Here is a 12,716-nt window from a genome sequence, read left to right on the forward strand (position 1 = left end):
TGCCAGCATTCCCGGTGCTGAATATCGACACGGGGGTGGGAATGACGCGCGAGCCGCAACCCGACCATGATCATGTTCCGGAGCGACGCCGCCTCCTGCGCCGGGCCGCCGCGGTCGCCGCGACCACGGCCGGCGCGGGTGTCGCCGCCGCCGTCGGCCTGCCCGGCACCGCCCGCGCCGCCCCGGGCGACCACCTCACCATGGGTACGACCAACGACGCCGGGTCGGCGACCACCACCCTCAGCCTCAGCTACGCCGGGCTCACCCTGAGGAACACCGCGGGTGCGCCGCTGCGGCTGGTGCCCGGCGAGCAGGTCTACCCGCAGGTGCTGGACGCGCCGACCGGCACCATCGCGGTGGACCCGCTCGGCGACGTGTTCGTACAGGCCGGCTGGCCCGGCGACGAGGTCAACAGTTGGCTGTGGACGAGCGAGTGGGCGACCACCTCGGTCCCGGTGCGGCCGACCCGGGTGCTGGACAGCCGGGACCCGGACCTGCGCCGCACCATCGTCGCGGGCGCCTCGACGCTCGACCCGACGGGCCGGCTCACCCCCGGTAACCCGATCGTGTTGAGCCTGGACCACCTGGTCCGCGACGGCTACGCCCTCAAGGGCAACGTGACAGTGGTCGGTATGACCGGTCCGGGCTTCCTGACGGCCTGGGGCAGCGGCGCCCGGCCGACCGTGTCGACGGTGAACTGGTCGGCCGGCGGTCAGATCCTGTCGAATTTCCTCTTCGCCGAGCTGGGCACCCTCGGCGGATACCGCAGCGTGCTGACGGTGCAGGTCTCCGCGCCGACCCACGTGATCGTCGACCTGACCAGCCTGCTGGTCGGCCACCCGAGCCAGGTCGTCACGGTCGGCGGCGGGGCCGCCCCCGCAAGCGCCGCCGATCCGGCCGCACCCCCGGTGGGCCCCGCCCCGGCGGCGGCCGCCCCCGGTCAGCCGGTAGTCCTCGGCCAGCGGAACAGCCCCGGCGTCACCACCGTGACCAGCGCCGCCCCGGACGGGGCCGCCACCCTGGCGTTGCGGAACCCGACCGGGGCGACACTGGAGCTGACCCACAGCGACCTGCACGTGGCGAGCGATCTCGCCGTGGGCACCCTCAGTGTCAACACGGCCGGGCTGACCGTAGGCAACGGCACCTCCGTGGGACCGATCTCGGACATGGCGTTCAGCACGTCGAACGCGACCATGCTGGTGCCTGTCGCACCGACCCGGCTCCTCGACACCCGCAGCGCCGCCGGCCGGGCCCGGCTGCTGGAGGGCGTCGGCCGGATCGACGCCCGGGGCCGGGTGCTGGCCGAGACACTGCTGATCGTGCACCTGCGTGACATCGTCGAGTACGGCGACGGGATGTTGGGTAACATCACCGTGGCCGACACCACCCAGGGCGGCTTCGCCACGGTGTGGGGCACCGGCAGCCTGCCCACCGCCTCCACCATCAACTGGTGGACCGCCGGCCAACTGCTCTCCAACGGCGTGATCACGCAGCTCGGCGGTTACGAGACGGTCGGCGGCGACTACTACCCGGACGTGGTCGGCATCTACCTGCGCAAGAGCGCGGCGGCGGTGATCCTGGACGCGACCGGCCTGCTGGTGCGCCACCCGGATTCCGCAGTCGTCGACACCCCGATGTCGAGCCGTACCGCCGCCGGCTCCGCCGGCCGTCGGGCCCGGGCGCGGGCGATCAGGCGGGCCGCCGAGCGCGGCGACCGGGCGGTGCGGGCCGATGCGTGACCACGGAACCGGGAAGCGGGACATGAACACCGACGAGACCCCGTCCACCAACCGCCGTACGGTCATCCGGGCCGGGGTGGCCGTCGGCGTCGGTGTCGGCGCGACGGCGCTGGCCGGCACGCCGGCCGAGGCCGCGCCCGGTGCCCCGGTGATCGGCGGCCAGCTCAACGACGCGGGCGAGGCCGAGACGGTGCTGGTCGGTGGCTCGTCGGCGAACCCGACGCTGGCGCTGGCCGGCACCGACCCGATGCTGCGGCTGTTCCCGACGCCGGACGACGCCATCCCGGCGGAGCTGCCGACCGGTTCGCTCGCCGTCACCCCCACCGCCGAGCTGGTGGTCGGCGGTCGGGACGGTCGCCGGGCGTACGTCAACACGTCGCGCTGGGCCAACCGCATCGTCGCCGTTCCGCCGGTGCGGCTGCTGGACACCCGGGCGCTGGCCAGCTACTCCGCCAACGTCCTCGCCGGTGCCGACGGGGTGGTGTCGGGCCGGCTGCAGGCGGGCCGGACGCTGTACCTCACCGTGGGTTTCGTGCCGGCGTCCCGCTACGAGCCGATCGGTGCCTACCTCAACATCACGGTGGCGAACACGGTCTCCGGCGGAGTGCTCACCGCCTTCGCGGCCGGGGCCGCCAGGCCGGACACCTCCTCGGTGAACTGGTGGGGGCCGAACCAGATCCTGTCCAACCTGGTGGAGGTGCCGCTGGGTTCCTACGAGCGCGACGCGGCCGATCCCGACACCGCCGCGTTCGCCCTGCACGTGCGCGCGGCCGCCTCGGTGGTGGTGGACGTCTCGGCCCTGATCCTGACCCGTCGTTAGGGTCAGGGCCACCGGCCGTGGGCGGAGCACCGCCGGCATGGGATTCTTGGGTACGTGACAAGTCCCGCTGCGGTCCTGCGCCCGCTCACCATCGGCCCCCACCAGGTGTGGCCGCCGGTGGTGCTCGCGCCGATGGCCGGCATCACCAACGTCGGCTTCCGGCAGCTCTGCCGGGAGCAGGGCGGCGGCATCTACGTCTGCGAGATGATCACCACCGTCGCGCTGGTGCAGCGGAACCCGAAGACCCTGCGCATGATCGCCTTCGGTGCCGACGAGCGGCCGCGCAGCCTCCAGCTCTACGGCACCGACCCGGAGATCACCGCCCAGGCGGTGCGGATCGTGGCGGAACGGGACCTGGCCGACCACATCGACCTGAACTTCGGCTGCCCGGTGCCCAAGGTGACCCGCCGGGGCGGCGGCTCGGCCCTGCCGTGGCGGCGGCGGCTGTTCGCCCGGCTGGTGCGGGCCGCGGTGGATGCCGCGTCACCCGCCGGGGTGCCGGTCACCGTGAAAATGCGCAAGGGCATCGACGACGACCACCTGACGTACGTCGAGGCGGGGCTGGCCGCCCAGGACGCCGGGGCGGCGGCGGTGGCTCTGCACGGGCGCACGGCCGCGCAGCGGTACTCCGGCACCGCCGACTGGGACGCCATCGCCACCCTCAAGCAGGCGCTCGACGTGCCGGTGCTCGGCAACGGCGACATCTGGGAGGCCGACGACGCGCTGCGGATGGTGGCCCACACCGGGGTGGACGGGGTGGTCGTCGGCCGGGGTTGCCTGGGGCGGCCGTGGCTCTTCGCCGACCTGCAGGCCGCGTTCGAGGGCCGGCCGGAGCGTCGGCTGCCGAGCCTCGGCGAGGTGGCCGTGACCATGCGGCGGCACGCCGAACTGCTGGTGGACCAGTTCACCGCCGGCTCGCGTACCCCGGCCCGGGGCGAGCGGGACGGCTGCACGGACTTCCGCAAGCACGTCGCCTGGTATCTGAAGGGCTTCCCGGTCGGCAGCGAACTGCGCCGGGACCTCGCCATGATCGAGAGCCTGGCCCAGCTCGACGACCTGCTCGGCAAGCTCGACGCGGCCGAGCCGTTCCCGGTGGCCGCCCTCGGTCAGCCGCGCGGCCGGACGAACTCTCCAGGCAAGGTCTTCCTGCCCGAGGGCTGGCTGGACAGCCGGGACGACGACACCGTCCCCGAGGGCGCCGAGCTGGACGACTCGGGCGGCTGAGGCACCGACCGAGCCGGCCGCCGTCCGCCGCCCGGCGGTGCCGACGGCGGCAGGGCCGACCCCCGAGGGGGCCGGCCCTGCGGATGACCGGTGGGACGGGTCAGGAGGCGTAGCCGCGGCTGGCGATCCAGTGGGCCAGCTCACCGACGTCGATCCGGTAGGAGGCGGTGTCCGGGTTGGCGGAGTCCGCGATGGTCACGACCCGCCCGCCGTCGCGGTAGCCGACGACGCTGATGTAGTGCCCGCCCTCGAAGGAGTGGGTGTTGCCGTCGGTGTCGGTGGCGGTGCCGGCGATGTTGGCGACCACGGCGCGGCCGTCGTCCACCGCCCGGACGATGTCGGCACGCAGCCGGTCGATCCGCTTGCCGTCGACCTTGCCGGCCGGGATCTCGGTGCTGCGGTACGCGTCCTTGCGGCCGATCTCCTTGTTCAGGATCGGGGTGATGTCGTTGATGCTGTCGGTGCCGCTCTCGGTGGTGCCCATCTCCTTGGCCATGGCGTCCACGTCGATGTTCTTGCCCTGCACGCTCAGCGCGTTGCGGGCGGCGGCGGGGCCGCAGTAGTAGAAGTTGGGCTGCGCGGCGTAGTCGACCTTCAGCTCACGCTCCCCGGCGGGCTTACGGTCGTGCTGCACGACGGCGGCGGGCCGGGTGGTCTCGGCGGCCTGCGCGGCCAGCGCGGGGCCGGCGATGCCACCGGCGGTGACGGCCAGGCCGGCAGCGGTCAGCACGGTCCTACGCAGGATGTCGGTACGCATGATGGTGCTCCTCTGCATGTCGGGGGTGCCACGGCGCGTCCCGCAGGGGGTGCGGCGACGTGGTGGTGCCACTTCGGCAGGTGAAGAGGAAGATCGGACCGGCGATCGCGGGACGCCGGTCGGGGAGGCACAACCGGTTCGCCGGTTCAGGCATTCCACGGTCGCGCGGGCCTGGGCGGGCCGTGCCGGCCCGGGTGGCTCGGCTTTGCCGGCCGGGTGCCGGATGGCGCAACGCCGCCCTGCTGGACCGGACCCGGGCTGGACCGGGTCGGCGACCGGCCGGGGCGATCGCGGATACCAGGTGTAACGACCCCGGCCGGCCCACGATTCCGCCCCACGGGTGGCCCCCGTCACCCGCCGGTGGGCCGATCCGTCATCGCAACTCCGCTACCGACGACACCCGTCGGCAACCCACCGCCCGGTCACTCAAAGTCACAATCCACTCTCCATGCTACGTACCCCTCCACACGCTTTGCTCTGCTGCCCTCTCCGCGACAGTCACTCCGTGTGCCCGGTGCGTATGGAGCAGCAGAGCAAAGCGTGCGAGGGAGGTATGTGGTGGTTGCCGGAGGGTGGCGAGAATGGGCAGCTCAGGGATGGTTGGGGTGGGTGGGGTTCAGGTGGTCTCTGATCATGATCCGAGGATGGTTACTCTGTGTGATGTCTGTGGCTGTTCGGGTCGGGAGTTACTGACGGTGATCGGAGGTGGGGCGGCGGAGGGTCGGCCGGCGCTCCTCCGGCAGATCGGGTCAACGCGTGGCGGGTGTGGTGGTGTCCCGGCCCGGTGCGGGCTGGTCGGGGGCGGGATTCCGGTGCGTACCTGCGGCGTCGGGGAGGTGCGGCCCGGCCGGCGCGGTGGGCCAGGGGATCTCCGGGGACGGGTGGAAGGCGATGCCGGCGGTGCGCCAGCGCGGGCCGTGGCCGGCCAGCCGCTCCCGGAAGCCGGTCCAGCTCCGGGTGGACGGCGCTGACCAGGCCACCTCGGCGAGGGCGGGCAGGCGCGGGAAGAACAGGAACTCGATCTCGGCCAACGAGGTCACCGACTCCGTCCAGAGCGGGGCCTCCACGCCCAGCACCGCCTCGGCGGGGACGCCGGTCAGGTGGGTCGCGGGATCCCAGTGGTACGCCCGGTGCACGTCGATCAGGCCGGCCCAGTCGTGCCCGATGGGGGTGTCCGGGGCGTACTTCATGTCCAGGTAGGCGTGGTTGCCGGGGGAGAGGATCACCCGGGCGCCCCGGCGTACCGCCTCGGCCACCGTGGGGTCGTCGCCGTCGGTGCCCCACCACTGGAGCACCCGGCCGTCGACCTGCCCGGCGGGCGCGATCTGGTGCCAACCGACCACGGTCCGGCCCAGCCCGGCGACGATCCGCTGCGTCCGCTCCACGAAACCGGTGTACGCCGCCCCCTTGACCTTGTACGCCTCGTCCCCGCCGATGTGCAGCCACGGCCCGGGGGTCAGCGCGGCCACCTCGCCGAGCACGTCGGCGACGAAGTCGTACGTGCGCTCGTCGGTGGGGTCGACGTAGCTGAAGCCGACCTCGGTGCCGGTGTACGGCGGCGGCGCGACCCTGCCCGGGGCCAGCTCGGGGTACGCGACCAGGGCCGCGTTGGTGTGGCCGGGCAGGTCCACCTCGGGGACGACGGTGACGTGCCGCCGGGCGGCGTAGGCGACGATGCGTCGGTAGTCGGCGGCGGTGTACCAGCCGCCGGGGCCGCCGCCGACCGCGGTGCGCCCGCCGACGGTCGCCAGCCGGGGCCAGGAGTCGACGGCGATCCGCCAGCCCTGGTCGTCGGTGAGGTGCAGATGCAGGTGGTTGAGCTTGTACCGGGCCAGGTGGTCGATCACCCGGCAGACGTCCTCGACGCCGAAGAAGTGCCGTGCCACGTCGAGCATCGCCCCCCGGTAGGGGAAGCGGGGCCGGTCGACGATCGTGCCGCCCGGCACCACCCAGCGCTGCGCCACCGGGGTCCGGCTCTCCACGGCCACCGGCAGCAGTTGCCGCAGCGTCTGCACGCCGTGGAACAGGCCGGTGGCGGTGCCGGCGGTGATCCGTACCGCGTCGGGGTCGACGTCGAGCCGGTAGCCCTCGGCGTCGCCGGACACCGTCGCCGCCGGGCCGCGCGGCGCGGCGGCGGAGAGGGTGAGCTGGAGCGGGCCCGGGGCGGGCGGCAGGTCGGCGACCGGGAGCGGGTAGCCGGTGGCGGGGCGGAGCAGTTCGGCGAGGTGGCCGGCGACCTCGCGGGCGTCCGCGTCGGCGCTGACCCGTACCGCCGCGTCGGCGGGGAGGACGAAGTCGGCGGCCGGCTGCGGCCGGACCGACGCGGGCGCCGGCACCACGTCACCCAGGCCGACGGGCGGCCGGGTGAGCAGCCGCCCGGCGGCCTGCGCGGCGCTGCGCGCCAGCGTGCCCGCGGCCGGCGTGACCGTGGGCGGGACGGCCGGGGCCGGAGCGGCGTCGGGGCCCGGCGGCTGCTCGGGGACGGGGGCGACGCCGGTACGTGGGGTGCGCGACACGGGGCGGCTCCGAGGGGTGTATTCGCGAGGGATATGGCAAAGGTCAGGTTTGGTGCAACGGGTGACGTCAAGAGTACGAGGAGGAACCGGAATTGCGTGATCGTGCTCGTGGAAGCGTTCCCAGAAACCGGCGTGAACGCGGATAGTCGTGACGGCTGTGCCTATTGTCACCGAACGGTCCCAGCCCACCCGATGTTCGCTTAACCTTCGCCCACCGAACGCTGACCAGGCCGGATTGCCGGTGGTCAGCCCCGGGGTAAGTCAGAACTGAACCTTCGTTAAGTGTCAATTCCGGCGCGCGTGGGAGGCTTCTGGTGACAGCGCACGAGACGGACAAGTACGTCTACGACTTCGCCGAGGGCAACAAGGATCTCAAGGACCTGCTCGGTGGAAAGGGTGCCAATCTCGCCGAGATGACCAATCTCGGCCTGCCGGTGCCACCGGGCTTCACCATCACCACCGGCGCGTGCCAGGCGTACCTGGCGACCGGACGGGAGCCGGACGGGCTGGCCGGGCAGATCGAGGCCCACCTGGAGGCGCTGGAACGCGCGATGGGCCGACGCCTCGGCGATCCGCAGGACCCGCTGCTGGTCTCGGTACGCTCCGGCGCCCGGTTCTCGATGCCCGGCATGATGGAGACCGTCCTCAACGTCGGGCTCAACGACCGCAGCGTCGTAGGACTGAGCGACCAGGCAGGGCAGAACGACCGGTTCGCCTGGGACTCCTACCGCCGGCTGATCCAGATGTTCGGCAAGACCGTCTGCGAGGTGCCGGGCGAGGAGTTCGAACACGCCCTCGACGAGGCCAAGCGCGCCAAGGGCACCCACGACGACCTCGACCTCGACGCCGACGACCTGCGCGGGCTGGTGGAGACGTACAAGAAAATCTTCGCCAAGCACACCGGACGGGAGTTCCCGCAGGAGCCGCGCGAACAGCTCGACCTGGCCATCCGGGCGGTCTTCGAGTCGTGGAACGCCGAGCGGGCGATCCTCTACCGCCGCCAGGAGCGCATCCCCGCCGACCTGGGCACCGCCGTCAACGTGGTGGCGATGGTCTTCGGCAACCTCGGCCCCGACTCGGGCACCGGCGTCGCGTTCACCCGCGACCCGGGCAGCGGCGCGCAGGGCATCTACGGCGACTACCTGGCCAACGCCCAGGGTGAGGACGTCGTCGCCGGCATCCGCAACACCGTGCCGTTGCAGGAACTGGAACGGCTCGACAAGACCTCCTACGACCAACTGCTCGACATCATGGCCCGACTGGAGGGGCACTACCAGGACCTCTGCGACATCGAGTTCACCATCGAGCGCGGCAAGCTCTGGATGCTCCAGACCCGGGTGGGCAAGCGGACCGCCGCCGCCGCGTTCGTCATCGCCGGTCAGCTCGTCGACGAGGGCCTGATCGACCTCGACGAGGCGCTGCACCGGGTCAACGGGGCGCAGCTCGCCCAGCTCATGTTCCCCCGCTTCCAGCTCGACCACGAGTTCGAGGCGGTCGCCCAGGGCATCGGGGCCTCCCCGGGGGCCGCCTCCGGGGCGGTGGTCTTCACCTCCGCCCGCGCGGTCGAGCTGGCCGCCGAGGGGAAGTCGGTGATCCTGGTCCGCCGGGAGACCAACCCCGACGACCTCAACGGCATGATCGCCGCCCAGGGCATCCTCACCTCGCGCGGCGGCAAGACCAGCCACGCCGCCGTGGTGGCCCGGGGAATGGGCAAGACCTGCGTCTCCGGGGCCGACGGGATCGAGGTCAACGTGCCGGCCAAGCGGTTCACCGTCGGCGGGCACACCGTCTCCGAGGGCGACGTCGTCTCCATCGACGGCACCACCGGCAAGGTCTACCTGGGTGAGGTGCCGGTCACGCCGTCCGAGGTGGTGCAGTACTTCGAGGGCACCCTCGACCCGGAACGGACCGACGACGCGCTGGTCCGGGCCGTACACCGGATCATGACGCACGCCGACGCGCGGCGGCGGCTGGCCGTGCGGACGAACGCCGACACCGGGGCCGACGCGGCCCGTGCCAGGCGTTTCGGCGCCGAGGGCATCGGCCTGTGCCGCACCGAGCACATGTTCCTCGGCGACCGGCGGGAACTTGTCGAACGGCTGATCCTCGCGGCCACCGACGCCGAGCGCACCGACGCGCTCGCCGCTCTGCTGCCCCTGCAGCGCCAGGACTTCGTGGAGATCTTCCGCGAGATGGCCGGGCTGCCCGTCACCGTCCGGCTGATCGACCCGCCGCTGCACGAGTTCCTGCCCCCGCTGGAACAGTTAGCGGTCAACGTCGCCGTCGCCCAGGAACGCGGCGAGGACGTCGCCAAGGAGGAGGCGCTGCTCGCCGCCGTCCGGCGGATGCACGAGGAGAACCCGATGCTCGGCCTGCGCGGCGTGCGCCTCGGCCTGGTCATCCCCGGCCTGTTCGCGATGCAGGTCCGCGCCATCGCCGAGGCCGCCGTCGCGGTCACCCGCGACGGGGGCACGGCCTGCCCGGAGATCATGGTCCCGCTGGTCGGCGCGGTCCAGGAGCTGGAGACGGTACGCGCCGAAGCCGAGAAGATCATCGCCGAGGTGGTCGGGGACAGCGGGGTCGAGGTGCTGATCGGCACCATGATCGAGGTGCCTCGGGCGGCGCTGACCGCCGGGCAGATCGCCGAGGCGGCGCAGTTCTTCTCCTTCGGCACCAACGACCTCACCCAGATGGGCTGGGGCTTCTCCCGCGACGACGTCGAGGGCGCGTTCTTCTGGCGCTACCTGGAACTGGGCATCTTCGGCATCTCCCCGTTCGAGTCGATCGACCGCGACGGCGTCGGCCGGCTGATCCGGATCGCCGCCGAGGAGGGCCGGGCCGCCCGCCCCGGGCTCAAGCTCGGCGTCTGCGGCGAACACGGCGGCGACCCCGACTCGGTGCACTTCTTCCACGAGGTCGGGCTGGACTACGTCTCCTGCTCGCCGTTCCGGGTGCCGGTCGCCCGGCTGGAGGCCGGCCGGGCCGCCATCGAGACCACCGGCTCCGACAGCCGCTGACCGCCCGCGACGCCCACCGGCCCACCGCCGGTGGGCGTCACGCGGCGTCGGTGCCCGGCCGGGTCGCGGGGTTCCCGGTGCGCGCGCCCTGCGGCGCGGTGCGGCGTAACCTGGGCTCCCGCGACCATGGGGTACGACGTGGAGGGGAGGCCGGATGGTGGAGCCGCCCGCCCGACCACCAGGCGTCGAGGGGAACCCGGCCGACGCGCAACGGTGGGTCGAGGAGACGCCCAAGGACACCGGCCACGGCCGGTCCCCGTACGAGCGGGACCGGGCCCGGGTGCTGCACTCGGCGGCGTTCCGCCGGCTCGCCGCGAAGACCCAGGTGCACGTGGCCGGCACCGACGACTTCCTGCGTACCCGGTTGACCCACTCGCTGGAGGTGGCGCAGATCGCCCGGGAGATGGGTGCCCGGCTCGGCTGCGACCCCGACCTGGTGGACACCGCCGGGCTGGCCCACGACCTCGGGCACCCGCCGTTCGGGCACAACGGCGAGGACACCCTCGACGGGCTCGCCGCGTCCTGCGGCGGCTTCGAGGGCAACGCGCAGACGCTGCGGGTGCTCACCCGGCTGGAGGCGAAGGTGCTCGCCCCGGACGGCAGCCCCGCCGGGCTCAACCTCACCCGGGCCGCGCTCGACGCGGTCAGTAAGTACCCGTGGCCCCGCCGCCCCGGGCTGCGCAAGTTCGGCGTGTACGGCGACGACCGCCCGGTCTTCGACTGGCTGCGCGCCGGCAGCCCCGCCCCCGCCGATCCCGACCCGTCCGGTGGGGCCCGCCGCTGCCTGGAGGCGCAGGTGATGGACTGGGCCGACGACGTGGCGTACTCGGTGCACGACGTCGAGGACGGCATCCACGGCGGCTACGTCTCGCTGCGTCCGCTCCTGCACGACCCGGACGAACGCGCCGCGCTCTGCGTCGACGTGGCCGCCGTCTACTCCGGGGAGTCCCCGGACGACCTCGGCGGGGTGCTCGTCGAGTTGCTCGCCGACCCGGCGCTCACCCCGCTGGCCGGGTACGACGGCAGCCACCGCGCGCAGGTCGCCCTCAAGGCCACCACCAGTGTGCTCACCGGCCGGTTCGTGGCGACCGTGGTCGGGGCGACCCGGGACCGCTTCGGCCCCGGCCCGCACCGCCGCTACGCCGCCGACCTGGTCGTGCCACGCCGGATCAGGGCGCAGTGTGCCCTGCTCAAGGGCATCGCCTGGCGGTACGTGATGTGCCGCCCGGACGCCCGCGCCCGCTACGACCGTCAGCGGGACGTCCTCACCGAACTGGTCACCGTGCTCGCCGACCGCGCCCCGGACGCCCTCGACCCGGTCTTCGCCCCGCTGTGGCGGCAGGCCGGAGACGACCCCGCCCGGCTGCGCGTCGTCATCGACCAGGTCGCCTCCCTCACCGACCCCGCCGCCCTGACCTGGCACACCCACCTCACCTGAAGCCAGGCCCCACCCCTCTCCGCTCCCGCTCCCGCTCCCGCACTCGCCCCCGCGCCCGCGCCCCTCGCTCCCGCCCCAGCCCCTCGCTCCGGTGATCAAGAGGTTTGCGTCAGTTGATCAAGAAGTTTGCGTCAAAGTTGATCTCTGGATTGACGCGAATCTCTTGATCACCGGGGAGGTTGACGCAAACCTCTTGATCACCGCGGAGTGGGGAGCGGGGGTGGGGGAGGGAGGGGGTTGGGGAGTTAGGGTAGCCTTAGTTCTATGGCGGAGCGCTCCAAGATGGTTACTGCGACGCGGGTGGTGCGGACCGGACGGCCCACCCCGCACCTGGTCCGGCTCGTTCTCGGTGGGGAGGAGTTGGCCGGCCTGCCGGTGGGGGAGTTCACCGACCACTACGTCAAGCTGGTCTTCCCGCCCGAGGGGGTGGACCTGCCGAGGCCGCTGGACCTGGCGGCGGTCAAGCGGGAGCTGCCCCGGGAGCAGTGGCCCCGGCTGCGCGCGTACACCGTGCGGGCCTGGGACGCGGCGGCCGGCGAGCTGACCATCGACGTGGTGCACCACGGCGACGAGGGGTTGGCCGGCCCGTGGGCGGCCCGGCTGCGTCCCGGCGACGAGGTGCTGTTCGTCGGCCCCGGCGGGGCGTACGCGCCGGACCCGACGGCGGACTGGCACCTGCTGGTGGGTGACGAGAGCGCCCTGCCGGCGATCGGCGCGGCGCTGGAGCGGCTGCCCGAGGGTGCCCCGGCGGTCGTCCTGGTCGAGATCGCCGACCCGGCCGACGAGCAGTCGTTGCCCAGCCCCGGCGCGGTGGCGTTGACCTGGCTGCACCGGGGCGACCGGCCGGTCGGCGCGGCGCTGGTCGAGGCGGTACGGGCGCTGGAGTTCCCGCCCGGCCGGGTGCACGCCTTCGTGCACGGCGAGGCCACCTTCGTCAAGGAGCTGCGCCGGCTGCTGCGGGTCGAGCGGTCGGTGCCCCGGGAGGCGCTGTCGATCTCCGGCTACTGGCGGCAGGGCATGGACGACGAGGGCTGGCGCTCCACCAAGCCCGACTGGAACCGGCAGGTCGAGGCCGAGGAGGCGGCCGCCGTCGGCTGAGCGGGGTGACCCGGATCGGTCGTCGCCGCGTGCGGTTCACGACCTCGGCCGTCCACGGGGCGTGGAAATGGGCGGAAAGCGCCCGCTGCCGCGCCCGCCGGCCGGGA

Annotated in this window: 8 protein-coding genes; 6 read left to right on the forward strand and 2 right to left on the reverse strand. The window is 73.2% G+C overall.

Features of this window, described 5'->3' with window-relative positions; translation table 11 throughout:
- Positions 1-41: 41 nt before the first annotated feature.
- From B5D80_RS14610 to dusB, 3 genes are read left to right on the forward strand one after another with little or no spacing between them, the layout of a single operon-like run.
- A complete protein-coding gene (locus B5D80_RS14610; protein WP_088644412.1) occupies positions 42-1,739 on the forward strand; it encodes a hypothetical protein in 1,698 nt (565 codons plus the stop codon).
- Positions 1,732-2,559: a hypothetical protein gene (locus B5D80_RS33360; RefSeq protein WP_158224177.1), complete on the forward strand. Its 828-nt coding sequence runs from the start codon at positions 1,732-1,734 to the stop codon at positions 2,557-2,559. The genes B5D80_RS14610 and B5D80_RS33360 overlap by 8 nt, the downstream gene beginning before the upstream one ends.
- A 54-nt stretch (positions 2,560-2,613) precedes the next feature.
- Positions 2,614-3,783 carry a tRNA dihydrouridine synthase DusB gene (gene dusB, locus B5D80_RS14620; RefSeq protein ID WP_088644414.1) on the forward strand — a complete coding sequence of 390 codons (1,170 nt, stop codon included), beginning with the start codon at positions 2,614-2,616 and terminating at the stop codon, positions 3,781-3,783.
- A 100-nt stretch (positions 3,784-3,883) separates the two neighbouring features.
- On the opposite strand, the gene B5D80_RS14625 is transcribed toward dusB, so the two are convergent.
- Together B5D80_RS14625 and B5D80_RS14630 are read right to left on the reverse strand one after the other, a co-directional pair.
- Complete coding sequence (locus tag B5D80_RS14625) at positions 3,884-4,540, reverse strand: C39 family peptidase (RefSeq protein ID WP_088644415.1); 657 nt, start codon at positions 4,538-4,540, stop codon at positions 3,884-3,886.
- A gap of 749 nt (positions 4,541-5,289) precedes the next feature.
- Positions 5,290-7,056 carry a beta-N-acetylhexosaminidase gene (locus tag B5D80_RS14630; RefSeq protein ID WP_245854575.1) on the reverse strand — a complete coding sequence of 589 codons (1,767 nt, stop codon included), beginning with the start codon at positions 7,054-7,056 and terminating at the stop codon, positions 5,290-5,292.
- A 314-nt stretch (positions 7,057-7,370) separates the two neighbouring features.
- Between B5D80_RS14630 and ppdK the strand changes: the two genes are divergently transcribed.
- The 3 genes from ppdK (at position 7,371) to B5D80_RS14645 (ending at position 12,609) form a co-directional block, all read left to right on the forward strand.
- Positions 7,371-10,073: a pyruvate, phosphate dikinase gene (ppdK, locus tag B5D80_RS14635; protein WP_088644416.1), complete on the forward strand. Its 2,703-nt coding sequence runs from the start codon at positions 7,371-7,373 to the stop codon at positions 10,071-10,073.
- A gap of 154 nt (positions 10,074-10,227) precedes the next feature.
- Positions 10,228-11,511 (forward strand): deoxyguanosinetriphosphate triphosphohydrolase, encoded by a 1,284-nt coding sequence (locus B5D80_RS14640; protein WP_088644417.1) that lies wholly within the window; start codon positions 10,228-10,230, stop codon positions 11,509-11,511.
- Between the two features lie 264 nt (positions 11,512-11,775).
- A complete protein-coding gene (locus B5D80_RS14645; RefSeq protein ID WP_088644418.1) occupies positions 11,776-12,609 on the forward strand; it encodes a siderophore-interacting protein in 834 nt (277 codons plus the stop codon).
- Positions 12,610-12,716: the final 107 nt, after the last annotated feature.

The sequence above is a fragment of the Micromonospora wenchangensis genome (genome assembly GCF_002210435.1).
In the GTDB taxonomy this organism is placed as follows: Bacteria; Actinomycetota; Actinomycetes; order Mycobacteriales; family Micromonosporaceae; genus Micromonospora; species Micromonospora wenchangensis.

Coding starts and splice junctions, on each gene's coding strand:
- B5D80_RS14610 (WP_088644412.1), top strand. CDS start 42: ATGACGCGCGAGCCGCAACCCGACCATGATCATGTTCCGGAGCGACGC.
- B5D80_RS33360 (WP_158224177.1), top strand. CDS start 1,732: ATGCGTGACCACGGAACCGGGAAGCGGGACATGAACACCGACGAGACC.
- B5D80_RS14625 (WP_088644415.1), bottom strand. CDS start 4,540: ATGCGTACCGACATCCTGCGTAGGACCGTGCTGACCGCTGCCGGCCTG.
- B5D80_RS14640 (WP_088644417.1), top strand. CDS start 10,228: ATGGTGGAGCCGCCCGCCCGACCACCAGGCGTCGAGGGGAACCCGGCC.
- B5D80_RS14645 (WP_088644418.1), top strand. CDS start 11,776: ATGGCGGAGCGCTCCAAGATGGTTACTGCGACGCGGGTGGTGCGGACC.